The sequence below is a fragment of the Sphingomonas xinjiangensis genome, assembly GCF_014199255.1.
In the GTDB taxonomy this organism is placed as follows: domain Bacteria; phylum Pseudomonadota; class Alphaproteobacteria; order Sphingomonadales; family Sphingomonadaceae; genus Sphingomonas; species Sphingomonas xinjiangensis.
In genome coordinates this window covers 137,603-162,922 of sequence record NZ_JACIJF010000009.1, presented here as the reverse complement: position 1 = coordinate 162,922, position 25,320 = coordinate 137,603, and the positions used below count along the sequence as shown (strand labels likewise).

General features: G+C 65.5%; 26 protein-coding genes. 22 read left to right on the top strand and 4 right to left on the bottom strand.

From position 1 onward, the window contains the following. From FHT02_RS14790 to ruvA, 8 genes are all read left to right on the top strand, one after another. A partial coding sequence (locus FHT02_RS14790; protein WP_246352420.1) for an ANTAR domain-containing response regulator occupies positions 1–582 on the top strand: 582 nt, incomplete at its 5' end. Continuing rightward, a complete protein-coding gene (locus FHT02_RS14785; protein ID WP_184089147.1) occupies positions 579–1,787 on the top strand; it encodes a CmpA/NrtA family ABC transporter substrate-binding protein in 1,209 nt (402 codons plus the stop codon). The genes FHT02_RS14790 and FHT02_RS14785, both read left to right, overlap by 4 nt. A 200-nt stretch (positions 1,788–1,987) precedes the next feature. Beyond that, a complete protein-coding gene (locus FHT02_RS14780; RefSeq protein WP_184089145.1) occupies positions 1,988–3,271 on the top strand; it encodes a nitrate/nitrite transporter in 1,284 nt (427 codons plus the stop codon). Between the two features lie 40 nt (positions 3,272–3,311). Continuing rightward, the gene (nirB, locus tag FHT02_RS14775; protein WP_184089142.1) at positions 3,312–5,777 is read left to right on the top strand and encodes a nitrite reductase large subunit NirB; all 2,466 of its coding nucleotides are present in this window, start codon (positions 3,312–3,314) and stop codon (positions 5,775–5,777) included. Continuing rightward, positions 5,774–6,112, top strand: a complete 339-nt coding sequence (gene nirD, locus FHT02_RS14770) for a nitrite reductase small subunit NirD (RefSeq protein WP_184089139.1) — start codon at positions 5,774–5,776, stop codon at positions 6,110–6,112. Before nirB ends, nirD begins: the two co-directional genes overlap by 4 nt. Next, entirely contained in the window at positions 6,112–8,703 is a 2,592-nt protein-coding gene (locus FHT02_RS14765) for a nitrate reductase (RefSeq protein WP_184089136.1), read from the top strand. Before nirD ends, FHT02_RS14765 begins: the two co-directional genes overlap by 1 nt. After that, positions 8,696–9,532, top strand: coding sequence for a uroporphyrinogen-III C-methyltransferase (gene cobA, locus FHT02_RS14760; protein WP_184089133.1), 837 nt, complete (start codon positions 8,696–8,698; stop codon positions 9,530–9,532). The genes FHT02_RS14765 and cobA overlap by 8 nt, the downstream gene beginning before the upstream one ends. Before the next feature lie 365 nt (positions 9,533–9,897). Next, on the top strand, positions 9,898–10,494 hold the full coding sequence (gene ruvA, locus FHT02_RS14755; protein WP_184089130.1) for a Holliday junction branch migration protein RuvA: 597 nt from the start codon (positions 9,898–9,900) through the stop codon (positions 10,492–10,494). Here the strand turns inward: ruvA and FHT02_RS14750 are convergent. Continuing rightward, positions 10,491–10,919: a hypothetical protein gene (locus FHT02_RS14750; RefSeq protein WP_184089128.1), complete on the bottom strand. Its 429-nt coding sequence runs from the start codon at positions 10,917–10,919 to the stop codon at positions 10,491–10,493. The two genes, ruvA and FHT02_RS14750, sit on opposite strands and share 4 nt — an antisense overlap. Before the next feature lie 135 nt (positions 10,920–11,054). Between FHT02_RS14750 and ruvB the strand changes: the two genes are divergently transcribed. The 9 genes from ruvB to FHT02_RS14705 all read left to right on the top strand — a co-directional run bounded on the left by ruvB (position 11,055) and on the right by FHT02_RS14705 (position 18,167). Next, complete coding sequence (ruvB, locus tag FHT02_RS14745) at positions 11,055–12,077, top strand: Holliday junction branch migration DNA helicase RuvB (protein ID WP_184089125.1); 1,023 nt, start codon at positions 11,055–11,057, stop codon at positions 12,075–12,077. Between the two features lie 289 nt (positions 12,078–12,366). After that, on the top strand, positions 12,367–12,813 hold the full coding sequence (gene ybgC, locus FHT02_RS14740; protein WP_184089121.1) for a tol-pal system-associated acyl-CoA thioesterase: 447 nt from the start codon (positions 12,367–12,369) through the stop codon (positions 12,811–12,813). 13 nt (positions 12,814–12,826) lie between these two features. Next, entirely contained in the window at positions 12,827–13,510 is a 684-nt protein-coding gene (tolQ, locus tag FHT02_RS14735) for a protein TolQ (RefSeq protein ID WP_425506444.1), read from the top strand. Between the two features lie 4 nt (positions 13,511–13,514). Continuing rightward, positions 13,515–13,952 (top strand): protein TolR, encoded by a 438-nt coding sequence (gene tolR, locus FHT02_RS14730; protein ID WP_184089115.1) that lies wholly within the window; start codon positions 13,515–13,517, stop codon positions 13,950–13,952. Positions 13,953–13,956: 4 nt separating this feature from the next. After that, complete coding sequence (locus FHT02_RS14725; protein WP_343056956.1) at positions 13,957–14,943, top strand: cell envelope biogenesis protein TolA; 987 nt, start codon at positions 13,957–13,959, stop codon at positions 14,941–14,943. Positions 14,944–14,959: 16 nt separating this feature from the next. Then, the gene (tolB, locus tag FHT02_RS14720; RefSeq protein ID WP_425506443.1) at positions 14,960–16,324 is read left to right on the top strand and encodes a Tol-Pal system beta propeller repeat protein TolB; all 1,365 of its coding nucleotides are present in this window, start codon (positions 14,960–14,962) and stop codon (positions 16,322–16,324) included. A 57-nt stretch (positions 16,325–16,381) separates the two neighbouring features. Continuing rightward, positions 16,382–16,903, top strand: coding sequence for a peptidoglycan-associated lipoprotein Pal (pal, locus tag FHT02_RS14715; RefSeq protein ID WP_184089109.1), 522 nt, complete (start codon positions 16,382–16,384; stop codon positions 16,901–16,903). Positions 16,904–17,037: 134 nt separating this feature from the next. Continuing rightward, complete coding sequence (locus FHT02_RS14710; RefSeq protein ID WP_425506442.1) at positions 17,038–17,940, top strand: SPFH domain-containing protein; 903 nt, start codon at positions 17,038–17,040, stop codon at positions 17,938–17,940. 11 nt (positions 17,941–17,951) lie between these two features. Continuing rightward, positions 17,952–18,167 carry a toxin-antitoxin system HicB family antitoxin gene (locus FHT02_RS14705; protein WP_184089106.1) on the top strand — a complete coding sequence of 72 codons (216 nt, stop codon included), beginning with the start codon at positions 17,952–17,954 and terminating at the stop codon, positions 18,165–18,167. Positions 18,168–18,310: 143 nt separating this feature from the next. On the opposite strand, the gene FHT02_RS14700 is transcribed toward FHT02_RS14705, so the two are convergent. Then, positions 18,311–19,147: a S1/P1 nuclease gene (locus FHT02_RS14700; RefSeq protein WP_184089103.1), complete on the bottom strand. Its 837-nt coding sequence runs from the start codon at positions 19,145–19,147 to the stop codon at positions 18,311–18,313. Positions 19,148–19,595: 448 nt separating this feature from the next. Here FHT02_RS14700 and ispG point away from each other — a divergent pair, with 448 nt between their 5' ends. From ispG to FHT02_RS14675, 5 genes are read left to right on the top strand one after another with little or no spacing between them, the layout of a single operon-like run. Then, positions 19,596–20,720 carry a flavodoxin-dependent (E)-4-hydroxy-3-methylbut-2-enyl-diphosphate synthase gene (gene ispG, locus FHT02_RS14695; RefSeq protein ID WP_184089101.1) on the top strand — a complete coding sequence of 375 codons (1,125 nt, stop codon included), beginning with the start codon at positions 19,596–19,598 and terminating at the stop codon, positions 20,718–20,720. Next, complete coding sequence (locus tag FHT02_RS14690) at positions 20,717–21,616, top strand: DMT family transporter (protein WP_343056955.1); 900 nt, start codon at positions 20,717–20,719, stop codon at positions 21,614–21,616. The genes ispG and FHT02_RS14690 overlap by 4 nt, the downstream gene beginning before the upstream one ends. After that, a complete protein-coding gene (locus tag FHT02_RS14685) occupies positions 21,613–22,089 on the top strand; it encodes a GNAT family N-acetyltransferase (protein WP_184089098.1) in 477 nt (158 codons plus the stop codon). The genes FHT02_RS14690 and FHT02_RS14685 overlap by 4 nt, the downstream gene beginning before the upstream one ends. Before the next feature lie 2 nt (positions 22,090–22,091). Further along, positions 22,092–22,412 carry a DMT family transporter gene (locus tag FHT02_RS14680; RefSeq protein WP_184089096.1) on the top strand — a complete coding sequence of 107 codons (321 nt, stop codon included), beginning with the start codon at positions 22,092–22,094 and terminating at the stop codon, positions 22,410–22,412. Then, positions 22,412–22,759: a TfoX/Sxy family protein gene (locus FHT02_RS14675; RefSeq protein ID WP_184089094.1), complete on the top strand. Its 348-nt coding sequence runs from the start codon at positions 22,412–22,414 to the stop codon at positions 22,757–22,759. Before FHT02_RS14680 ends, FHT02_RS14675 begins: the two co-directional genes overlap by 1 nt. Before the next feature lie 3 nt (positions 22,760–22,762). Here the strand turns inward: FHT02_RS14675 and ppa are convergent, their stop codons facing one another. Further along, the gene (gene ppa / locus FHT02_RS14670) at positions 22,763–23,347 is read right to left on the bottom strand and encodes an inorganic diphosphatase (RefSeq protein WP_184089091.1); all 585 of its coding nucleotides are present in this window, start codon (positions 23,345–23,347) and stop codon (positions 22,763–22,765) included. A 33-nt stretch (positions 23,348–23,380) separates the two neighbouring features. Next, positions 23,381–25,270, bottom strand: coding sequence for a M61 family metallopeptidase (locus FHT02_RS14665; protein WP_184089201.1), 1,890 nt, complete (start codon positions 25,268–25,270; stop codon positions 23,381–23,383). Positions 25,271–25,320: the final 50 nt, after the last annotated feature.

Below are 25,320 nucleotides of genomic sequence, written 5' to 3'. Positions count from 1 at the left end.
TTGCGAATCGCCATTATCGACGACAGCGGGCTGCGCGCCACCATCCTTGAGGAAGGGCTTCGCGATGCGGGGTTCGAAGAGATTGATGTCGTGCCGCCACAAGGCGCGTTCGTCGCGCGGCTGGAGCGCATGGCGCCCGACGTCGTGTTGATGAACCTGGGTAACGCCAACCGCGATTCGCTCGAAGAAATGCTTGCGGTCAGCCGGGCGCTGGCGCGGCCGATTGCGATGTTCGTCGATCAATCCGACGAATCGATGATCGGCGCGGCAATCGATGCGGGGATTTCCGCCTATGTCGTCGATGGCCTGCGTAAGGAGCGGGTGAAGCCCGTGCTCGAACTCGCGATCCGCCGCTTCAACGCCTTTTCCAAGCTCCAGGCTGAACTCGACGCGGCGCGCAACGAACTGGCCGACCGCAAGACGGTCGATCGGGCCAAGGCGATCCTGATGAACAGCCGCGGACTGGACGAGCCCGGCGCCTACGCGCTGCTGCGCACTACCGCCATGAAGCAGGGGCGCCGCATCGTGGATGTTGGCGAGGCCCTGATCACTGCCGCCGACCTGTTGGGAGAGGGGCGATGACGCCGCTTGCGATCGCCTTCCTGCCGCTGACCGATAGCGCACCGCTGATCGCGGCCAGCGAGCGCGGCTTTGCGGAGGCTGAGGGAATCGCGCTGAGGCTGGTCCGCGACACCAGCTGGGCGGCGGTGCGCGACCGGCTGGTATATGGACAGGTTCAGTGTGCGCATCTGCTCGCGCCGCTTGCCGTCGCCGTGACCCTCGGGCTCAGCCAGACACCCTGCGCCATCGCCGCTCCGTTCAAGCTGAACGACAATGGCAACGCGCTGACGCTTTCGTCCGAACTGGCGGCTGCACTCGATCCGGACCCGCGCCGCCGCGTGGCCGATCCCATCGCCACCGCGCACGATTTCGCCGCCGCGATCGGCCTGCATCGCCGCAAGCCGATCATCGGCATCGTTCATCGCTTTTCGAGCCACGCGATGATGCTGCGCTATTGGTTGGGCTATGCCGGTATCAATCCGGATCGCGACGTCACGCTGCGAGTGCTCCCGCCCTCGCTGATGACGCAGGCGCTGCGGCTGGGCGAGGTCGACGGGTTCATCGCGGGGGAGCCCTGGAGCAGCGTTTCAGTGGCCCAGGGCATCGGGGAGATCGCTGCCACCGGCGTCAACATCTGGCAGCGCGGCGTGGAGAAGGTGCTAGCGACGCGGGCGGACTGGGCGGAGGCCAATGGCGATCAGCTAGACAGGCTGCTTCGTGCGCTCGATCGCGCCGCTGCATGGTGTGACGATCCCGCGAATCACGATGACTTGGCGGCGCTGCTCGCCAGGCCGGAATATGTCGACCAGCCACCGGGACTGATCGCCCAGGCCCTTAGTGGCTGCATGCCCCTGCGGCAGGATGGGGAGCCGGTGCGCCAGTCCGACTTCCTGGTGTTTCATCGGGGTGCTGCCAATTTTCCGTGGCGGAGCCAGGCGCTCTGGATCTACTCGCAGTTCGTTCGCTGGAACATGGTAGAGCCTTCCGTAGAGGCTGAACGCGCTGCCGCGGGGGTGTTCCGGTCGGACCTGTATCGCCGCGCACTGGCCGGGCGCGGAGTCGCGATGCCGGGCGCGAGCATGAAAGTAGAAGGGTCCTTGAAGCAGCCCACGCCGGCCGCGTCGCACGAGGGCAGCCTCACCCTAGCGCCGGACCGGTTCTTCGACGGCCTTGCCTTCGATCCGCAGAACCTGGCCGGCTATCTGGAAGCATTGCGAGCATCTTAGAATTTTTGCACTTGCGAAGTGCCGCCAAACGCGTCAGCTTCCCCAAGACGCCCGGACGAACGGGTGTCAACATCGGATGACTGCGCCAGCGTAGGTGCAGTTGTTCATTGCAAGACAGCAAAGCCGCTGTCCGATCACCGCTTGAGGCGGGAGGTCGGAGGCGGCTTTTTTCGTGCCTGCGGCACAAAGGAGCAGTGCGGATGAAGATCCCGGAACTGTTGCATCAGGGCTTCGACTGGATCGGAGGCGGTGCCGACATCGAATTTTCTCCGAAGCGCAAGAAGTCGGACTTCTGGAGCAGCGGGCACACGCCGACGCTGATCGCCGCCTTCCTGTATTTCGACCTGGCCTTCATGGTCTGGGTCCTGCTGGGGCCGCTCGCCCCGGATATTGCCGCCGACCTGGCGCTCAGCCCTGCGCAAAAAGGATTGATGGTCGCCACGCCGACGCTTGCCGGCGCGATGCTGCGGCTGGTTGTCGGACTCCTCGCTGACTGGATCGGCCCCAAGCGGACTGGCGTGATCAGCCAATTGATCGTGATCGGTGGACTGCTCGTCGCCTGGTCGCTCGGCGTCCGCAGCTTTGGGGGAATCCTCGCGCTCGGCACGCTGCTCGGTTTCGCCGGCGCCAGCTTCGCGGTGGCGCTGCCGCTCGCTAGCCGCTGGTACCCGCCTGAGCATCAGGGCAAGGCTATGGGCATTGCTGGCATGGGCAATTCCGGCACCGTGCTCGCCGCGCTGTTCGCGCCGGCGCTGGCGCAGGCCTTAGGCTGGAACGCGGTGCTCGGGCTGGTCTGCATCCCGCTTTCTATCGTGCTGGTCGCGTTCGTCGTCATGGCCAAGGACGCGCCGAACCAGCCAGCGCCGCAGCCGCTCGCTGCCTATCTCGAGCCGCTGCGCACTGCCGATGCCTGGTGGTTCATGCTCTTCTACGGCGTCACCTTTGGCGGGTTTTCGGGGCTCGCCTCGTCGCTGACCATCTATTTCAGCGACCAGTTCGCCCTGAGCACAGTCACCGCCGGCTATTGCACTGCGGCCTGCGTGTTCGCCGGATCGCTGGTGCGTCCCATAGGCGGCGCCCTTGCCGACCGGATCGGCGGCGTCTCGACATTGACGACGGTGTATGTCGTCGCGGCCCTGGCCCTGCTGGGCGTCAGCATGTCGCCAGCCAGCCTCCCCGTCGCACTCACCCTGTTTGTGATCGCCATGCTTGCGCTGGGCACCGGCAATGGCGCCGTGTTCCAGCTTGTGCCGCAACGTTTCGGCAAGGAGATCGGCATCCTCACCGGGCTGGTCGGCATGGCCGGAGGTGTCGGGGGCTTCTACCTCGCTTCCTCGCTCGGCTTCGCCCGGCAAGTGACCGGTGGCTTCGGCCCAGGCTTCCTGATCTTCGCGCTACTCGCACTCGCCGCGCTCGCCGGGCTGACCTTCGTCAAGGGCCGCTGGCGGGTTCGTTGGGCCGCCACCGCGGGCGTGCGGATCTGATGCGCGCGCCATTCTTCTCTCCAGCCGTGAGGCTCCGCCCATGACGCACCACATTCAACGCCCGCACCTGGTGGTGATCGGCAACGGCATGGCCGGCTGCCGCGCCGTCGAGGAACTGCTCGCTCGCGATCCCCACCGGTACCGCGTGACGATCTTCGGTGCCGAACCGCATGTGAATTACAACCGCATCATGCTCTCGCCGGTTCTTGCGGGCGAGAAGACCTTCGATGAGATCGTGATCAACGGCCATGGCTGGTACCGCGACCACGGTATCGAGCTGATCGCCGGGGACCCGATCGCGCAGATCGACCGCGTGGCAAAGACCGTCACGTCGCGCAGCGGACGCACGCTTGGCTATGACAAGCTGCTGATCGCCACCGGCTCCGATCCGTTCATCATCCCGGTGCCCGGCAAGGACCTGCCGGGCGTGGTCGGCTTCCGCGAAATGAACGACGTCGATGCGATGCTTGCCGCGGCCGACAAGGGCGGCGACGCCGTGGTGATCGGTGGCGGACTGCTCGGGCTGGAGGCGGCACATGGCCTCAGCCTGCGCGGCATGAAGGTCACGGTGCTGCACCTGATGCCGACGCTGATGGAACGGCAGCTCGACGAAGCGGCAGCCTGGCTGCTCAAATCTGCGCTGGAGGCGCGCGGGCAGACTATCCTGACCGGCGCCGACACTGCCGAGATCCTCGGCACGGATGCCGTGGAGGGCGTGCGGCTGAAGGACGGGCGCGTGATCCCGGCGAGCCTGGTGGTGATGGCGGTGGGCATCCGCCCGTGCACCGCGTTGGCGCGGGACGCTGGCCTCGATATCGGGCGCGGCATCAAGGTCGACGATCACATGGTCACCAGCGACCCCGATGTGCTGGCGGTGGGCGAATGCGTCGAGCATGCGGGCCAGGTCTACGGCCTGGTCGCGCCGCTTTGGGAGATGTGCCGGGCGCTTGCCGACGGGCTGGTTGAGCAGCCCAGCGGCTATCGGGGATCGGTGACCTCGACCAAGCTCAAGGTGTCGGGCATCGATGTCTTTTCGGCGGGCGACTTTTCGGGCGGAGACGGTGCCGAAGACATCGTGCTGCGCGACGCCAGCCGCGGCGTCTACAAGCGTGTGGTGGTGAAGAACGACCGCGTCGTGGGCGCGGTGCTCTATGGCGATACCGCCGACGGCGCCTGGTATTTCGACCTGCTCAAGAAGCAAGAAGACGTTTCCGAGATGCGCGACCTCCTGATTTTCGGTCAAGCCCACGCCCATGGAGGGGGGCAAACGGACCCTAAGGCAGCCGTTGCGGCGCTCTCGGACGATGCCGAGATCTGCGGCTGCAACGGCGTCAGCAAGGGGCAGGTGGTGGCATGCATCGCCGGCGGCGCCGCCAGCCTGGACGCCGTCCGCGCCGGCTGCAAGGCCTCGGCAAGTTGCGGGTCGTGCACGGGAATCGTCGAGAATTTGCTCGCGCTGACGCTCGGCGACGAGGTGCAGGCCGGCGCCAAGACGATGTGCAAGTGCACCAGCTTCGGCCATGACGATGTCCGCCGCGAGATCGTCGACCAGGGCATGCAGTCGATCCCAGAAGTGATGCAGAAGCTGCATTGGAGCACGCCAGACGGGTGTTCCTCGTGCCGCCCGGCGCTCAACTATTACCTGCTCTGCGCCCTGCCTGGCGACTACAAGGATGACCAGCAGAGCCGCTTCGTCAATGAGCGGATGCACGCCAACATTCAGAAGGACGGCACCTACTCGGTGGTGCCGCGCATGTGGGGCGGGCTGACCAACCCACGCGAGCTGCGCGCGATCGCCGATGTGGTCGAGAAATATGACGCACCGATGGTGAAGGTCACCGGCGGCCAGCGGCTCGACATTTTCGGAATCAAGAAGGAGGATCTGCCAGCCGTCTGGGCCGATCTCAATGCTGCGGGCATGGTCTCTGGCCATGCCTATGGCAAGTCGCTGCGCACGGTGAAAACCTGTGTCGGCTCTGAGTGGTGCCGCTTCGGCACGCAAGACTCGACCGGGCTCGGCGTTAAGCTCGAGCGCATGAGCTGGGGCTCGTGGATGCCGCACAAGTTCAAGATCGCCGTGTCGGGATGTCCGCGCAATTGCGCCGAAGCGACGATCAAGGATTTCGGAGTGGTCTGCGTCGATAGCGGCTATGAGCTGCATGTCGGCGGCAATGGCGGGATCAAGGTCCGCGCCACTGACCTGCTGTGCAAGGTCGCGACCGAGGCGGAGGCAATGGGATATTGCGCCGCCTTTATCCAGCTCTACCGCGAAGAGGCACGCTATCTTGAGCGCACCGCGCCGTGGCTAGAACGGGTCGGGCTCAACTATCTCAAGGCGCGCATCGTCGAGGATACGCAGGGCCGCGAAGCGTTGACTGCGCGCTTTCTGCATTCGCAGCGCTTCAGCCAGGAGGACCCCTGGGCAGAGCGCGTCGCCGGACGGGAGCACGAGCAGCATGCGCACATGGCGGCGTTCACCCCCGTTCGCGAGGAGGAAATCGCATGATTGGCGACTGGCTCGACATCGGCTGGCTCGACGAGATCCCGCTGCGGGGCGCGCGCACCGTGCCGGTCGAGGGTGGAGAGGAGATCGCCGTGTTCCGCACCGGCGACAACCGCGTGTTCGCGTTGGTCAATCGCTGTCCCCATAAGGGTGGGCCGCTCGCCCAGGGTATCGTCCACGGCCACAGTGTCGCCTGTCCCCTGCACAATTGGAACATCGCGCTCGCGACCGGTGAGGCGCAGGGCAGCGACAAGGGGTGCACGCCAGCGATCCCCGTCAAGGTGGATGCCGGACGGGTGCTGATCTGCCGCGCCGGCGCGTTGAAGGCTGCGGCCTGATGGCGGAGATCCGCACCACCTGCGCCTATTGTGGCGTTGGCTGCGGGATCGTGGCGAAGCGCACCGGCGAGCGTTCGGTGGACATCAAGGGCGACCCGGATCATCCGGCCAATCGCGGCAAGCTTTGCTCCAAGGGTACGCATCTGGGCGAGACGGTGGGGCTCGAAGGTCGCCTCCTCCACCCGATGATCGGCAGGCGCCGGGTCGGCTGGGACAAGGCGCTGGACCTGGTCGCCCGACGCTTTTGCCAGGCCATCGCCGAACATGGTCCGGACAGCGTCGCCTTTTATGTCTCGGGCCAGCTGCTCACCGAGGACTATTACGTCGCCAACAAGCTGATGAAGGGCTTTATCGGTTCGGCCAACATCGACACCAATTCGCGGCTGTGCATGTCGAGTGCGGTCGCCGGGCACCTGCGCGCGTTTGGCGAGGACATCGTCCCGGCAAGCTATGACGATCTCGACGTCGCCGACCTAATCGTGCTGGTAGGCTCGAACGCCGCCTGGTGTCATCCGATTGTCTATCAGCGCGTCCGGGCACGCTGCGATGCGGGCGCCAAGCTGGTGGTGATCGACCCGCGCCGGACCGAAACCGCCGAGGGTGCCGACCTTCACCTTGCCATTCGGCCTGGCAGCGACGTGGCGTTGATGAACGGCCTGCTCACCCATTGCCGTGCTGAGGGGCTGCTCGACGGTGCCTATCTGGAGCGGAGCGTGGCCGTGCCCGATCGCTTCTGGGACACGGTAAGCGAGGGAAGCGACCTGTGGTCGGTGGCGCGCGCATGCGATGTGCCCGCCGCCGATCTCAGACGCTTCTATGAACTGTTCGCATGTCATCCGCGTACCGTCACGTTGTTCAGCCAGGGCATCAACCAGTCGCTGCGCGGCACCGATCAGGTCAACGCGATCCTCAACCTCCATCTCGCCACCGGCCGCATCGGCAAGCCCGGCGCTGCGCCCTTCTCAATCACGGGTCAGCCCAATGCGATGGGCGGGCGCGAGGTCGGCGGGCTGGCGTCGAGCCTGGCCGCACACATGGACTTCGCGCCGGAGAACCGGGCGAACGTCCAGCGCTTTTGGGGTGCCCCGACCATCGCCGCCAAACCGGGCCTCAAGGCGGTGGACCTGTTCCGCGCCGTAGGGGAGGGGCGGATCAAGGCGCTGTGGATCATGGCGACCAATCCGGCGGTGTCGATGCCCGATGCGGGCGCGGTGCGTGATGCGCTTGCCCGCTGTCCCTTTGTTGTCGTCTCCGACGTGATCTCCGACACCGACACGAGCCCCTTCGCGCATGTGCGCCTGCCCGCCGCCGCCTGGGGCGAGAAGGACGGGACCGTCACCAATTCCGAACGCCGGATCAGCCGGCAGCGCGCGCTCTTCACGCTTCCGGGTGAGGCACGGCCCGACTGGTGGATCGTCAACGAGGTCGCGCGGCGGATGGGCTGGGCAGATGCGTTCGCCTATTCGCGGCCTGCCGACATCTTTCGCGAGCATGCGCGGCTCTCGGCCTATCGCAACGGCGGCGCGCGACTGTTCGATCTGAGCGGCCATGTCGCCATCGGCAACGATGCCTATGACGCGCTTGCACCGTTCCGCTGGGGCGGCGAGGCATTGGCCGATGGCGTCTATCCCACGTCCGACGGACGCGCGCGGTTAGTGCCGGTCCAGCAGGTCTCGCTGACCGCACCGCTGTCGAAATGGCCGCTGACGCTCAACACTGGCCGCTACCGTGATCAATGGCACACCATGTCGCGCACTGGGCTGAGCCCCAAGCTTGCGCGCCACCGCGAGGAACCGCTGGTCGAAGTGCATCCGCAGGACGCGGTGGCGTTCGGGCTGCGCGATGGCGGGCTCGCCCGCGTGTCGACGCCGCAAGGCGCGAGCCTGTTCAGGGTCGAATTCGCCAGCGGACAACGCCTCGGCGAGATCTTCACGCCGATCCACTGGACCGATCGCCAGTCCAGCGGCGGCCGCACCGGATTGCTGCCCCGCGCCTTGGCCGACCCGCATTCGGGACAGCCTGGCTTCAAGTCCACGCCAGCGGCGGTGGCGGCAGTGACACCGGCCTGGCGCGGCTTCCTGATCAGCGCGGAAGCAATGCCGCTGCCCGAGTGCCTGTGGGCGACACGGGTCGCGGTACCGAGAGGCGTCCTGTTCGAACTGGCCGGCGATGGCGACCCGCACGCAATCGAAGCCGCACTGCCCAAGGGCGAGCGCATGGAGGTCTCCGACCGCGCACGCGGTGCCCGCCGGGTCGCGGTGCTCCGTGAAGGGCGCCTCGCGGCAATGCTGCTCGTGACCGAAAGTGGCCTGCTGCCGCGGCGCGAATGGCTGATCGATCAGCTGGGACAGGCGGTTGCCGGCCCTGCCCTGCTTGCAGGCGCTCCGCCGGGCCCGCGCGAAGATGCAGGCGCGACCGTTTGCCTCTGCTTCGATGTCGGGATGAACACACTCATCGCCGCCATCGCCCGTCAGCGCCTCACCACGGTGGAGGCCGTGGGCGCGGCGCTTTCGGCCGGTACCAATTGCGGTTCGTGCCGCCCCTCCATTCGCCGAATTCTCGAAGAAAGCAGGAACGCCGCCAATGGATGAGATCATGCACGCCGGCGAGGTCTGGCTCGTCGGCGCAGGGCCAGGGGATCCCGATCTGCTTACCCGCAAGGCCGAACGCCTGCTGCGGGCGGCCAGCGTGGTCTTTTACGACTCCTTGGTCGGTCCCGGCGTACGTGACCTGATCCCGGCAGGCGTGCGGCAGGTTCCCGTCGGCAAGCGGTCCGGCCGCCATTCGAAAGACCAGGGAGCCATCAACGCCCTTCTGGTTGAGGCCGCGCTCGCGGGCGAACGCGTCGTGCGGTTGAAAGGAGGCGATCCGTCCATGTTCGGCCGATCGACCGAAGAAGTCGCGGCGCTTGCCGCAGTCGGCATCCGCGCGCGCATCTGTCCCGGCATCACTGCAGCCAGCGCGGCTGCGGCTTCGGCTGGCATGTCGCTGTCGCTGCGCGGCGCCGCCCGCCGCGTGCAGTTCGTCACTGCGCACATGCGCGCGGGCGAGGCGCTCGCGCTCGACTGGGCGGCGCTCGCTGACCCCGGGAGCACCACGGCCTTCTATATGGGGCGCGGTGCAGCAGGCGAGATTAGCCGGCGCCTTATTCTCGAGGGCCTCGACTCCGCGACGCCGGTCCTAATCGCATGCGACATCAGCATGCCAAGCGAGCGGCTGCTTAAGACACGTCTCGACCTGCTGCCAATCGCGGCGAATGCGATCACTGACGAGAAGCCGACGCTCATCCTTGTGGGTAAAGCGTTCGCGGCCTTAAGTGACACTCCGCCGATGAGCTGGAAAGATCGCCCCACCGCAGAGATGTCGCGCGACCGCGTAGCAGCTGGACGAGGATCGCGGCCTCGCGAAGCCAGCGGCTAAGCGAACAAGCATCTTCTTCAATAACGCGCGATGCACGGGTTGGCCAAGCCCTCGCATGACGCTGCTGCCCGGCGACAATCGCGCTCGCTCGCAAGCAGCAGAGCTGGAAAGGGACAACAAGCTACGATCGAGCGAATACAAGAGGGCCGCTGAGCAAGCGGAGCGAGTTCTGCAGCGGCCAAATCCTGTCCCCGCAACTAACCATATCACCAAGAATAGCCCCGCAGTCGAAAGACCTTGCGGACTTTTTGCATCCGTGGTGACCGTGCCGCAGCGCCAGGCTGCCCAACCGTGTACGAACCGTCAAACGCAGTGTAGCGCTGCTGATGAAAAGATATCGGCCACCACTGGAGCATATCCCTCGAATGATCGCGCAATTGAACGGACGGCTGCTCTCGGCTGGCATCGATCATGCCGTGATCGACGTGAACGGCGTGGGCTATCTGGTTGGAGCATCTGCCAAGACACTAACGGCGCTTGGCGGTGCCGGAACCTCGGTCACGATCCACACCGAGATGCTGGTGTCGGAAGATTCGATCCGCCTGATGGGCTTCGCCTCGGCCGACGAGCGCGACTGGTTCAAACGTCTCACCGGCGTGCAGGGCGTCGGCGCGAAAGTCGCGTTGGCGATCCTGTCGATCCTGGTTCCGGACGAGCTTCGCGCGGCCGTCGCGCGCGCTGATGCCGCGACCATCGCCCGCGCTAGTGGCGTCGGGCCCAAGCTGGCACAACGCATCGTCAATGAGTTGAAGGACAAGGCGGGCGTTGTGGCGATCGGCGGCGGCCTCGCGGCTATGCCAGCTGGGGGAGCGGCAGCCGATGCGGTGTCCGCGCTCCTCAATCTCGGCTTTAAGCCCGCCGACGCGTCCAACGCCGTCAACGCGGCAAGCGACGATCTGGGCGCCGGCGCCGCACTCGATGCGCTGGTCCGCCTGGCTCTCAAGAAGGCGGCGAGACCCTAAGCTGCCTGAAGGCTGGGACTCAACAGCGCTTCAATGCCACGGCGCTCCCGCACGATGTGCCGGCGTACGCGAAGGATCATGGCTTTGGCGTCGCTACGATATTCGTCTTCTCGCCCGACGATTCCCGATGTGCTCCACTTGGCGATGTAGCTGCGAAACGCTTCACTGATTAGAATGCACTCGGCCTTGAGCTGCCGGGCTGCGTCAGCATCCAGCTGCGATCCACGTTGCAGCACCGGGTCGAAAATCTGCTGGTGCTTGAATAACTGATAGCCCGTCAGCGTGCGCACGAAGCGCCACCGGGAGTTGCTGACGATCGCCGGATCGAGATCGGCGGCGGAGATCAGCGCCTCGGCGTCGGCGGTGTACGCAGCGATCGCGCAATGGTGCTCGTGCATCTGTGCAAGGAGGCCGGTGGGGTTCATGCCCCGCTTCTGTACGGACTACGGTAACCACTCGTTTACGCCTTGGGTCCGTGTCACTCCGCATCCGGGTCACGCCGCGTCGGTAGAAGCCCGTAGCCATGGACAGGGGCGTACGCGAACAGCTAGGGAACATGGGTGACTGACGCCGAACGCATCCTCACCGCATCCCGCCGTCCCGAGGACGTGGACGCTGCGCTCCGTCCAAAGCATCTCGACGAGTTTGTGGGGCAGAAAGCCGCGCGTGAAAATCTGCGGGTGTTCATTGATGCTGCGAAGGCACGCGGCGATGCGCTAGACCACGTCTTGTTCTTCGGCCCTCCCGGTCTTGGCAAGACCACCCTTGCGCAGATCATTGCCCGCGAAATGGGTGTGGGGTTTCGTTCCACCTCCGGTCCGGTGATCGCCAAATCCGGCGATTTGGCAGCGCTCCTCACGAATCTCGAAGATGGCGACGTGCTGTTCATCGACGAAATTCATCGGCTCAACCCCGTCGTTGAGGAAGTGCTCTACCCGGCGATGGAGGATCGAGCGCTGGATCTGATGATCGGCGAGGGGCCCTCGGCACGGTCGGTACGGATCGACTTGCCGCGCTTCACGCTGGTCGGCGCCACGACGCGGCAGGGGCTGTTGAGCACCCCGCTGCGAGACCGCTTCGGCATTCCGGTGCGGCTGCAATTCTATACCGTGGACGAGCTGGAGCGCGTGGTGACTCGCGCGGCCGGGTTGCTCGATCTAGGCATTGCCGCGGACGGCGCGCAGGAGATCGCCAAGCGGTCGCGCGGTACGCCGCGCATCGCCGGGCGGCTACTGCGCCGGGTGCGCGACTTCGCCAATGTGCTCGGCGTGGACCGCGTCGACGCACGCACCGCCGACGCCGCGCTCAACCGGCTGGAGGTCGACCCGCTTGGGTTAGACAATATGGACCGGCGCTATCTCACCATGATTGCCGACATCTACAAGGGCGGGCCGGTAGGCGTGGAGACGCTCGCCGCCGGACTGTCCGAAGCGCGCGACGCGATCGAGGAAGTGATCGAGCCCTATCTGATCCAGATCGGCATGATCGCCCGCACCGCGCGGGGGCGCTGCCTGAACGCGGCGGGATGGAAGCATCTCGGCCTCAACCCGCCGGCAGGCGCGCAGGACGGGTTGTTCGACTGAGCTGGACCTGGTTGGCGCCGGGCGCGGGGGGGGGGGCGCAGTTCGGCTTGAAAGATAGGATTTCGAGTGCTGCATAGGTGGTTGGACGTCGCTCCGGCGGCTTCTTGCCACGATGGATGCGCGGTGCTGCCGTGGTGAAGTTGAGAAGCGCGTGCGGAGGACCGCAACTTCACGTCTTGCAGCGCCGCCGGGCAAGTGGCGATCCGCTCGCCGGAGGGTTGGCGCCTTTCGCCCGCACCCGCAGCTAAAGGGGTTTCGCGTTGGTAAACGCTCGATTACTGCGGCGAACATGAACGCGCCTGCCGCCATCGGTCATTTCCAAGGCCTTGAGCACCATTTCGGCCTGCGTGTGTATTTCGAGGACACCGATCTCACCGGCATCGTCTATCACGCCAATTATCTGCGTTACATGGAGCGGGCACGCTCGGACATGCTTGCCGCGGCGGGTATCGATCAGCGTTCGGTGTTCGAAGCGGGCGAGGGCGCCTATGCCGTGCGCGATATCGCGCTACGCTATCGTACGCCGGCGCGGCTCAGCGACGATCTGGTGGTGGTCAGCCGCCTCACCGAACTGCGTGGCGCGTCGGTGCGTATTCAGCAACGAGTCATGCGCGGGGAAACCATAGTGGCACAAGCGGAGGTGGAGGCGGCATTCGTCTCGCCGACGGGGCGCCCGCGCCGGCAACCGCAAGAATGGGTGGCGAAGTTCGAACCGCTGCCCTGGAAGGGGAATTAGTATCACGATGCTTATGCTCAGCACTGCCGCCGCGACCATGTCTCCGGTCGGCCTGTTCTTGCAGGCAGACTGGGTGGTGCGCGCCGTGATGATCGGCTTGTTGCTGGCCAGCCTTTGGACCTGGGCGATCATCCTGAGCTTCGGGTTCCGCGCCGCGAGCGTGCGCAAGGCGATCAACGCATTCGAAGTCGAGTATCGCGAGGCCGACGACATCGACGAGTTCCACCGTCGCGCCGCCACCCGCGACCAGCCGATCGCGCGCGTTTTTTCGGCTGGTGTGACCGAGTGGCGCCGCTCCACCACCGGCAAGACCATCGACCGCGAAGGCACGCGCGAGCGGCTCGCCACGGCGATGGGCGCAACGGTGGCGCAGGAGATCGACCGGCTGGCCGACCGGCTGAACTTCCTGGCGACGGTCGGCTCGGTTGCGCCGTTCGTCGGACTGTTCGGCACGGTTTGGGGGATCATGCGCAGCTTCACCGGCATTGCCCAGCAGCAGAGCACGTCGCTCGCCGTGGTGGCGCCGGGTATCGCCGAGGCGCTGTTCGCGACCGCCATCGGCCTGTTCGCGGCCATCCCCGCGGTGATCGCGTACAACCGCTATTCGCACAGCGTGAACCGGGTCGAGCAGCGGCTGAACCGCTTCGCCGACGGATTCCACGCGACACTCAGCCGCCGGCTGGAGATGGAGGCCTAACGCAATGGCCATGCATCTTCCCTCGGGCAAGAGCCGCGGGCGCCGTCAGCCCATGGCCGAGATCAACGTGACGCCGCTTGTCGACGTCATGCTGGTGCTACTGATCATCTTCATGGTGACTGCGCCGCTGCTGACCGCTGGCGTGCCGGTGAACCTGCCCGACAGCCGCGCAAAGGCGCTCGACCAGGAACAGGAGCCGATCCAGGTTGCGATCGACGAGCAGGGCCAGATCTTTGTCGACGACCAGCCGGTCACCGACGCCACGCTGGGAACGTCGCTGGAGGCGATTGCGGGGCGTACCGATGGCGAGGGCAAGCCGCCGCAGATCTTCCTGCGCGCTGACAAGGGCCTGGGCTATGGCAAGGTCATGCAGGTCATGGGCGAGCTCAATCGGGTCGGACTGAACCGCGTGTCCTTGCTCACCAACGCCACCGACGGCTGACGCGATGGGTTTGACTCGAGGCGAAGCCGTTGCGCTGGGCGTGGCCGCTGCGGGTCATGTCCTGCTGTTCGGCGTGCTGTCGGTCGGGTTCCTGGCGACGCCCAACCCGGAGAAGCTGGAGCCGCAGCCGATCGAAGTGACGCTTGCCGACGAAGTCGCGCTGACCAGCGCCGCGCCCGAGATCAGCAGCGAGGCGCCGGCCGCGAAGAAATCGCCGGTAGAGGCTCCGCTAGAGGCTGACACCGCGCCCCAGCCTGCGCCGGAACCCGAACCGCTGCCGCCCGAGCCGCAGCCTGCGCCTGCTCCGCAGCCTCAGCCCAAGCCGGCGCCGCCGAAGCCTGCGCCGCCGAAGCCCGCACCTGCCAAGCCCCAACCGGCGAAGCCGCAGCCCAAGCCCCAGCCGAAACCGGCGCCCAAGGCGGCACCGGCGAAACCCAGCAAGCCTGCACCTGCTGCGCGGGCAAAGCCCGCCAAAGCCGCGCCCGCTACGCCGACACGGACGGCTGCGGCGGGCAAGCCAAAGGCAACCAAGCCCGCGGGGGCGGCGCCCGCAAAGGCACGCGGGCCGGTGAAGCCGAGCGGGCGACTGGAAGGGCTGGACCTTGGCGCAAGCGACCGTCCCAGCCCCAGCAAGTCGAACGCGGCGCCGGCGCAACGCATGTCGACACAGGCCGCCGCGAACATCGGATCGGCCATCCAGCGCCAGGTGCAGCCCTGCGCCGACCGGCAGGTGAGCCCGGGGCCGGGAGCGGAAAAGATCCGCGCGGTGGTGAACCTTCGCCTCAACCGCGACGGCACGCTGGCCGCGCCGCCGCGCATCGTCGGGCATGACGGCGTGGATGACAGCAACGAACGCTATGTGCGGCGCGTAGATGACGCAGTGAAGGCGATTTTTGCCGGCTGTTCGCCGCTCAAGAACATGCCCGAGGAACTGTATGACGTTCCGAACGGCTGGAAGAGCTTCACCCTGAGATACAGGCTTAAGAGCTGAGGAAGATGGAGAGATGATGCGCACCGCAAAGATCGCACTGGCGCTGGTCGCGACGGTGTCCGCACAGGCTGCCTCGGCACAGGCGGTGCCGAGCGCACCGGCGCCTGTCCAGCAGGGGCAGGACGATGGTGGGCTGGTGGTCGATGTGGAAGGCGGCATGTCCGCCCCGCTGCCGATCCTGATCCCCGCAATGCCGACCGCGCAGGTTACGCAGACGCCAGCCGGTTCGACCGACGAATTGGGCCAGAAGCTGGCACAGATCGTCAACGACGACCTGCGTAACACGGGTCTGTTCAAGACCTCGGGTCCCGGCGCAAATCGCGCGATCGGCATCGGGGAGGTGACTGCGCCGAACTATGCCAGTTGGAGCGGCGGTCAGGCGCTGGTCCAGGGTTATGTCCGCGCCAACGGCAATGGCTCGCTGACGATCGGCTGCTATCTCTATGACCTTGCAGCCCAGAACGAACTGGTCCGCCAGGGCTTTGTCGTATCGCCCGGCGACTGGCGCCGCGCAGGCCACAAATGCGCCGATGCGATCTATGCGCGCCTGACCGGCGAAGGCGGCTATTTCGACAGTCAGGTGGTCTATGTCGCCGAGACCGGCCCCAAGGGCCGCCGCCGCAAACAGCTGGCGATCATGGACCAGGACGGTGCGAACCACCGCTTCCTGACCAATGGCCAGGCGATCGTGCTGACCCCGCGCATGTCGCCGCGTGGAAACGCGATCGTTTATATGAGCTTCGAGAACCGGCAGCCCACGCTCTATGTCTATGACATGGCGACGCGGTCGAACCGCAAGCTCGTCTCCAATGTCAGCCAGACCTTTGCGCCGCGCTTCTCACCCGATGGACGCTGGATATTGTTCTCGATGGCGACCGCGGGCAACACCGACATCTATCGCATCGGCGCTTCAGGCGGCGAGCCGCAGCGGCTGACCAATTCGCCTGGGATCGACACCGGCGGCTCCTACTCACCTGATGGATCGAAGATCGTGTTCGAGTCCGATCGCGGCGGCACCCAGCAGTTGTACGTGATGAATGCCGATGGATCGAACCAGCACCGCATCAGCTTTGGCGGCGGGCGCTATGCGACCCCCGAATGGAGCCCGCGCGGCGACCTGATCGCCTTCACCCGCACCGGGGGCGGCGCGTTCCGCATCGGCGTGATGAACCCAAGCGGCGGCGGCGAGCGGTTGCTGACCGAAAGCTGGGGCGATGAAGGACCGAGTTGGTCGCCCAATGGCCGTGTGCTGATGTTCTTCCGCTCGGCACAGGGGTCGGGCCGCCCGGACCTGTGGGCGGTCGACCTGACTGGCGTCGCCCGTAAGATCCCGACGCCGCTCGACGGATCCGATCCCAGCTGGGGGCCGTTGCGTCCGTAAGCCCGGGATACATGTTGCCCGCGTCACGCTGGGCTCGTTCAAGAGGAGGATAGAACCATGGCCAAGATGACGACCAGCCTGTTGCTGGCTGTTGCGCTCGTCGGCACCGCCGGCTGCGCTAAGAAGCGCCCGCCCGAGCTGCCGCCTGCACCCGTTGCCGAAGGCGACCTGGGCGCCGGTGCAGGCGCTGGCGACACCTCTGACCAATATGGATCGAGCGCGCTCAACGAGCAGTTCAAGCGCGAGGTCATGAGTGATACCGTCCGCTTTGGACTGGACCAGTACGACATCGATCCGGAGGCACGCCGCGTTCTGGACAGCCAAGCGCAGTGGCTCGCCGGGCATCCTGCGACGCGCATCACCATCGAGGGGCATGCCGACGAACGCGGCACCCGCGAGTATAATCTCGGTCTGGGCGACCGCCGCGCCAACGCCGCCAAGAACTATCTGGCAGCGCGCGGCATCTCGGCGACGCGGATCACCACGATCAGCTATGGCAAGGAACGACCGGTCGCACTCGGTTCCGACGAGGCCGCATGGGCCCAGAATCGCCGCGCGGTGACCATCGTCATCAGCTGAAACCAACGACACCTTCTGAGTCGAGAGCGCCGCCGGAGCCGCACGTGCTTCGGCGGCGCTTCCATGCAACCGTGGCACTTGCACTCACCCTGATTTCGATATAAATACGATATCAGAATTATAGGGAGGCAAGCATGATGGAAGATCGCACCAGCCCGGCGCTTCAACAAAGCTGCGAGTCCGGCGCGCGTACCCTCAATGGCTATGGCATGCTGTTCGCGGCACTTGTCTCGCTCGCCGTCGGCGCGGGAGCTATCAGCCAGATCGACGTGCTTGCCGATGCGCTGGTGGCCAGCGGGCTCCTGCTCGCCTGCTTCGCCTTTCTGTTCATTCTGGCGGGCTTCTACCTGCTTCAGCCCAATCAGGCGGCGGTGGTCCTATTGTTCGGAGCCTATCGCGGTACGGACCGTCAGGCCGGGCTGCGCTGGACCTGGCCATGGATGATCAAGAAAAAGGTTTCGCTGCGCTCGAACAACATCATCTCCGAGCGGATCAAGGTGAATGACCTGCGCGGCAATCCGATCGAAATGGCAGCACAGGTCGTGTGGCGCGTCACCGACACCGCGCAGGCGCTGTTCGACGTCGACGACTATAAGGCGTTCGTGAACGTCCAGATCGAGGCTGCGGTGCGCACGATCGGCTCGCGCTACCCCTATGACGATTTCGAGCATCAGGAAGTCACGCTGCGCGGCAACCATGATCAGGTCGGAACCGAGCTGCGTGCCGAGTTGATCGCGCGGCTGGCGGTCGCCGGCATCACCGTCGACGAGTGCGGCTTTACGCACCTGGCGTACGCTCAGGAGATCGCTGGCGCGATGCTTCGCCGGCAGCAGGCACAGGCGGTGGTCGCCGCCCGCCAGACCTTGGTGGAAGGCGCCGTGGGCATGGTCGAAATGGCGCTCGACCAGCTCAGCGCCAAGAATGTGGTCGAGCTGGATGACGAGCGGCGCGCCGCAATGGTGTCGAACCTGATGGTGGTGCTGTGCGGCGAGCGTGACACCCAGCCAGTGGTGAACACAGGGTCGCTGTACCAGTAAGGCGCTGATCCGTGTCCGAGCCTCCGCAGAAAAAGGCCTTTCCGTTGCGCCTCGATCCCGCGCTTCATGCGGCGATCGAGCGCGTGGCGGCGAGCGATCTGCGCAGCGTCAACGCGCAGATCGAGTGCCTGCTGCGCGAGTCGCTGCAACGACGGGGCATCAAGCTGACGGATCCTGTGCGGCCCAAGCGCGGCCGCCCGCCCAAGCAGAAGGAAGACGGAGCATGAGCGACCGCCCTGGTCCATGTGCGCCAAGACCTAGGCCGCGCGGCATGAATCGTCTGAGGGGTCGCTTTGCCTGGCCGGACGATCGGCTACTCGGGTTGGCCTAACGTGCTGCCGACCGCGTGCGCCGCAAGTAGGCGGTGCCTTCAGGCAAGCGTTTCGTTCAGCAGCCGGGCAAGTCGCAAGCCGCCCTTCATCACTTGTGCGCGCGCGGGCTCGATGAGCTTGGCAATCGCGGCATTGTCGAGCTTGGCGCGTTGCGGCACCGGGCCGCACGGATCGCCATAGGCGCTGGCATAGACGATATCGCGCGCCACCTTCCAGCTGTCGCGGCTCCAGTCCTCGACCGTGCCGCCCTGCACTGCGCCCCGCTCCCGCGCGGTGTAGACGCGTACCAGCGGTGGTTGCGTGGAAATGGCCCGCTCCGCCAGCAGCCCATCCCATATGCTGTGCAGGTTGAGCTTGGCAGTCGAATAGTCGCCGTAGGTCGACAGCGCCTTGTTGCCGCCCAGGTCCGAACGGTCCCCGGCATGCAGCGGCTGGTGCAGGTCGCCCACAAAGTGGATCAGGAACGCCAGCGCCATCACACGCTCGCGCGCCGGCACCGTTTTGTCCTTCAACAGCTTCACATCGCGTTCGATCTGGGCCGATACACAGTTGCCGTCCGGGCAATTGCCCTTGAGCGTGAAGTCCTTGCAGACATCCACATTCTGATAGTGCCAGTTATACGCATAGCTGAAGCGCGGCCCTAGCGGCTTGACGCAATCGGCCCATACGCTTGCCTGTTCGATGGTACGGGCAGGGCAGGTGGGCGTTTCCAGCAATGCCTGCTTGGCCAGCAGCTTGTTGATCTCGGCGCGGACCTGCGGCGTGACGTTGCGGTACGCGATCGCCGCCACGGTTTCATGGCCGTACTCCCGGTAAGCCTGAGCAGGAGAGGCGAAGCCGACCAGCGCGGCAAGGATCAACAGCAAGCGACTCATGCTGCGGCGCGTAGGCGCAGCCAGCGCGCGGTTCAACGACTCAAGTTGAGGAGACGCCATTGGCTCGTTCCTCGCGGTAGAAAGCCGCCAACCCCATGGCATCCGAACATATCGCATCGGTAAACTCCAGCTCGTCGAGACTATGGTGTGGGTCTCATCGGCGCCGCTGTGCCTCCTTACGTGCTGGGCTTTAGACGTGTTGCATTGGTGTCTAACATACCGCGCATACATCAAGAATCCGCTGCTGCTGCGGCCAGCGTCGGAGGCATCGCGGACAATCGCGGCAACACGTCTCTCCGGCGTACGATCCGCCCGGCGCGCGCATCCGGCTGTAATCTCCCCAAAGCCAAGCTTAGGCGGCAGTGGCCCGCGCCGCTGGCTCTTTTCGTAAAGCCTGCGGGTGAATACGGCCCTAGGCGTCGGGTCGTCCTGCGCGTATATGGGCGCCATGTCCGTACGACCCTGGCGCGATATCGTCCGGCGGCCCAGCCGTCAGATCATGGTGGGCAATGTCCCCGTCGGCGGCGATGCGCCGGTGACCGTGCAGACCATGACCAACACCGCGACCACCGACGTGCGCGCGACCATTGACCAGATTCGCCGCTGCGAAGAGGCAGGCGCAGACATCATTCGCGTGTCGTGCCCCGATGTCGAATCGACGACGGCGCTGAAGCAGATCGTCCGCGCGGCGCGCGTGCCGATCGTCGCCGACATCCATTTCCACTACAAGCGCGCGCTGGAAGCAGCGGACGCCGGCGCGGCCTGCCTGCGCATCAATCCGGGCAATATCGGTTCAGCCGACCGCGTGAATGAAGTCGTCAACGCCGCCAAGGCGAACGGCGCTTCGATCCGCATTGGCGTGAACGCAGGCAGCCTGGAAAAGGACCTGCTCGAGAAGTATGGCGAGCCGTGCCCCGAAGCGCTGGTGGAATCGGCGCTCGACCATATCAAGTTGCTGCAGGACCGCGATTTCCACGAGTTCAAGGTGGCGGTGAAGGCTTCGGACGTGTTCCTGGCGGTCGCCGCGTATCAGCAGTTGGCCGACGCGGTCGACTGCCCGCTGCATCTCGGCATCACCGAGGCGGGCGGGTTCGTCGGCGGTACCGTCAAGTCGGCGATCGGCATCGGCTCGCTGCTGTGGTTCGGGATCGGAGACACCATTCGCGTCTCGCTTTCGGCGGAGCCAGAGGAAGAGATCCGCGTCGGTTTCGAAATACTGAAGTCGCTCGGCATCCGAAATCGCGGCGTGCGCGTCGTATCGTGTCCCAGCTGCGCGCGGCAGGGCTTCGACGTGATCCGCACCGTGCAGGCGCTGGAGGAGCGTCTCCAGCACATCCGTACGCCACTGTCGCTGTCCGTGCTCGGCTGTGTCGTAAACGGCCCTGGCGAGGCGCGCGAGACCGATATCGGCCTGACGGGCGGCGGCAACGGCAAGCACATGGTGTACCTGTCCGGCGTCACTGACCATACGGTGAATGACGCTGATATGCTGGATCACATCACCCGGCTGGTCGAAGCGAAGGCCGCCGAGATCGAGGCTGCGGAGAGCGCCGCCGCACAAGCTGCGGAGTGACGCCGGGAAACCGGGTAGCTGCAGCCTTCGCTGCCGCCTGCGCCGGCATTGCGCTCTACGCAGTCATGGACGCGGTGATGAAGGGGCTCTCGCTTGCGATGGGTGCCTATGTTGCGTTGTTCTGGCGGCTGGTGGTGGGCGCGGGTATCATGACGCCACTGTTCATCCTGTCAAAGCCGCGCGTGCCGGAACGGCGCATCCTCCTTATCCACTTCGTCCGGAGCATGGTCATCGCCGTGATGGCGCTTGCTTTCTTCTGGGGTATCGCCCGCGTGCCGCTGGCGGAAGCCATCGCACTCACCTTCATCGCCCCCTTGATCGCGCTTGGTCTGGCCGCGCTATTCCTCAAGGAGCAGGTCGGCGCGCGTTCGGTGCTGGGCTCGCTGCTAGGGCTGTCGGGGGTGGCGATCATCCTTGTCGGGCAAGTGCGCGGCGATCACGGTGCGGGCGCACTCGCGGGTATGGCCGCCGTGCTGATTTCCGCGGTGTTCTACGCCATCAATCTGGTGATCGCCCGCCACCAGGCGCAGCACGCCAGGCCGATCGAAATCGCCTTCTTCCAGAACTGGTTCATTCTCGTTCTGCTCGGCTTGGCCGCGCCGTTTCTGCTGACGATCCCTGAGGCAGTCTACTGGCCCCAGATCGCCGCAGCGGCGGCGCTGGCGGTCGTGTCGCTGCTGTTCCTGTCCTGGGCCTATGCCCGCGCCGAGGCGCAGATCTTACTGACGGTGGAATATACCGCCTTCATCTGGGCGGCGGTGATGGGATGGCTGTTCTTTGGCGAGGCGGTGACCATGGTTACGATCGCCGGCACCGTGCTGATCGTCGCCGGTTGCCTGCTCTCCGCGCGTAAACCAGCCCAACCCCTCCCCGAAGCCGAGATCGCAACCGCATGACCATCGTTCGCCCCGCTACGCCAGCCGACGTTTCGCTCATCCTGCGCTTCGTTCGCGAACTCGCAGAGTTCGAGCGTGAGCCGGATGCGGTGCAAGCGACCGAGCCGATGCTCATGGAGGCGCTGTTTGGCCAAAAGCCTGGGGCCGAGGCGGTCATCGCCGAGCATGACGGCGAACCGGCAGGGTTCGCACTGTTCTTCCACAATTTTTCAACCTGGACCGGGCGTAAGGGGCTCTATCTCGAGGACCTCTATGTGACGCCCGATGCGCGCGGCGCGGGGGTAGGCACTGCGCTGTTGCGCCACCTCGCTGGACTCGCGATCGATCGCGGCTGCGGCCGCTTCGAATGGTCGGTGCTGGACTGGAACGATCCGGCGATCCGCTTCTACCGCGCAATGGGCGCAGTCGGCATGGACGAATGGCGGGTGCAGCGCGTGGCCGGCGACGCGCTCACCAAGCTGGCGGGCCGTTGAGGATGGCTTGGGCGCTCCTCCTGCTCGGGGGCTGTTTCGAGGTGGGCTTCACCACCTGTCTGCGCTTCGTCGATAATTTCCGGAACATCCCCTGGACGCTCGGCTTCCTCGTCTCGGCAGGGCTGTCGATGCTGTTGCTGGAAGTCGCCGCCCGCACGATCCCGATGGGTACGGCCTATCTGGTGTGGGGCGGAGTCGGTGCGCTGGGCACGGTGTTGGTCGGTATCCTGTGGTTCGGCGAGCCAGTGAATGCGGCGCGGATCGCGCTCATGCTGATGTTGATCGCCTGCATTGGGGGGCTGCGGCTGGTAGGCAATAGCTGATGGCAGTAGACCACGGGCTCGTCGAGTGGGTGCGCGAGGTGCTGGAGCCGATCGGTAGCGTCACCATGCGCCCTATGATGGGCGGTGCTACGCTTTACCTGGACGGAACCGTGTTCGCACTCGTCGCCCAGGACGAACTTTGGCTCAAGGCCGATGCGCAAAGCGATTACTTGTGGGACGAGGCAGGCTGCGATCGCTTCACCTACGATGTCGCGGGTACGGCAAAGTCGATGAACTACCGCCGGGCGCCGTCCGAAGTGCACGACGATCCCGATACGATGCGAAAATGGGCGGCGTTGGCGGTTGCAGCCGGCCAACGCGCGCCCATCAAGCGCAAGCGCCGCTGAGCCTCAGCCCTGCGGCGTGTCCACGCCGGTTTGGTCGACGGACTCTTCCGCCGCCGCCTTGTCCTGATTGTAGCGCTCGATCGCTTCCAGGGTGATCTGGCGCGCATCCTCGGCACCGCCCCAGGTGCCGACGCGCACCCACTTCTTCTTCTCCAAGTCCTTATAGTGCGTGAAGAAGTGCTCGATCTGCTCCATCACGATGCTGGGTAGATCGTCCTTCTCTTCGATGTCCGAATAATAAGGAAAGGTCTTGTCGTCGGGCACGCAGACCAGCTTCTCGTCACCGCCGGCTTCGTCTTCCAGGTTCAGCACCGCAATCGGGCGCGCACGAACCACGCAGCCCGGCACGAACGGCGAGCGCGCGATCACCAGCGCGTCGAGCGGATCGCCATCGGGCGACAGCGTATGCGGCACGAAGCCGTAGTTCGCCGGATAGCGCATCGGCGTATGCAGGATGCGGTCGACGAACAACGCGCCCGAAGCCTTGTCGAACTCATACTTCACCGGCTCGCCGCCGACCGGCACTTCGATGATCACGTTCAGCGTGTGCGGCGGATTGTCGCCGACGGGAATCAAGTCGATGCGCATTCAAAACCCTGTCGTTTGAAGCTCCGCCCCGCGTCAGCGGGGCTGGAGCAGCTTGTCGAGGCCAGCCTCTCCCGAGGCCGTCTTCACGAGGTGCGGATAGCGCAGCCCCCCATGATAGTCGATGGCGACTTCGCGGAAGCGGTCGCCGCTCTTGAGCATCAGCTTGATCGGATCCTTGGCGGTCTTCGCTTCCTTGACCGCAGCGACCAGCCGCTCGGGTGAATAGCCCCGCCCGTTCACCGCCACGATCTCGTCGCCCAGGTCGATGCCCGCGTTGAACGCCGGGCTGTCCCAGGCGACGCTGCTGATGCCGTTCTTGCCCAGCGTCAGGCCCAGCGAATAGGCGAGGTCGGTGGTCGGTCCGCGCCCGGCCTTGTTGGGCTGATCGGTATAGACCAGCTTGTAGCCGTTGCGCTCGAACCCGCCGGTCGGCGCCCGCTTGGCGACGCCGTGCAGCCGGTCGTTCAGCAGTGTGCGCCAGTCATAAGGCTGGATGGCGTTGAGCGTGCTGACGATATCGTCGAAAGTGTAGGTCACTTCGCCATAATCGCCGTCGCGCAGGCCAAAGAAGCGGCGGGCGAAATCGTCGATCGACTTGGTGCCGCCGGAGCGATCGCGCAGGATGGAATCGACTTCCATCCAGACCAGCAGGCCCTCGTTGTAGTAATCCTCCGAGCGCTGCCAGCTGACCCAGCCCTTGGGCGCGCGGGCGGTGATGACGGGGTCGTTGGTGGTGTCGATCAGCGGCCGCCATTCGCGCGCAGGCCGGTTGTCCAGGCTGGCCAGGATCGCGGCATAGGCTTCCAGCGTGTCTTCCTTGCTCACCAACCCTGAGCGCGCCTGGAACACATAACCCCAGAACTGGGTCTGGCCTTCATAGACCCACAGCGATTTGCCGCGCGTGGGGGTGCGGTAATCAGGCGCCCAAAGCTCGGCGCCGCGGCGGAACTTGCCGTCCCAGCTATGCGTGTATTCGTGTGGTAGCAGGTTGCGTGAGCCCGGGCCTTCTTCCCATTTGGTGAAATAGCCTGGCTGGACGCCGTTCTCGGAACTGCGGTGATGCTCCAGCCCGATCCCGCCCAGCTCGTCGCTGATCGAGAGAAGGAAGTGGTAGTTGTCGTACTGCTGCGTGCCCATCGTCTTGACGGCCTGCTGCACCAGCCGCTTGTGCGCATCGATCTGCTCGGGCTTGGCTGCCAACTCCTCGGGCGTGTCGGCGAACACGTCCAGCGTCACTCGCTCCGAGAGCGGAAATGCACGGTAATGGCGACCGGCAAGAACCGGCGAATCCATCAGCGTGTCGTAGCTGGTCTTCTCATAGGTGTAGGTCGAACCCACTGCCTTGGAAGGCAGCCCCGATGCTGCCGTCCAGCCTGCGGGATATTTGACCCGCGCCTGCACCGGGATGCGGCGCACGAAATAGCCCGCCGGATACAGGCTTAGCGAGTTGAATTGCAGGCTCATCATGTCGGGCGTCATGACGATGCGGCCCTGCTCGGGCTTGGTCGCGGAGATGAATTGGAATTGGATGTCCAAGCTGCGGGCGCCCGACGGCACGTCGACATGGAAGGCGAACACGTCCACGTCGTCGCGCGTCCATGGCACGCGCTTGCCGTTGGCGAGGATCTGAAGCCCTGCCAACTTTTCGATCTCGCCGCGCGGACCATGCTTGCCCGGCAGCCATTTGGGGAACAGCAGGACCATGTGGCCGCTCTTGGCGACTGGAAGCGTCTGCTTGACCTGGAAGATGCCCTGCTGGGTGTTGGTCGCGTCGATGTCGAGCTGGATCGTGCCGGGATAGTCGACGTCGCGCGGCGCCGGGATGGTGTCGACGATCGGCACCGGCTGGGGGGCGGAGTTCTGCGCGGCGACGGGCACGGTGGTGGCGAGCAGCAAGGCGGCGAAAGACAGCGCACGGTGCATCAGGAAGCGACCCCCTATGGTCTTGTATGGAACGGCTGACATAGGCCTTT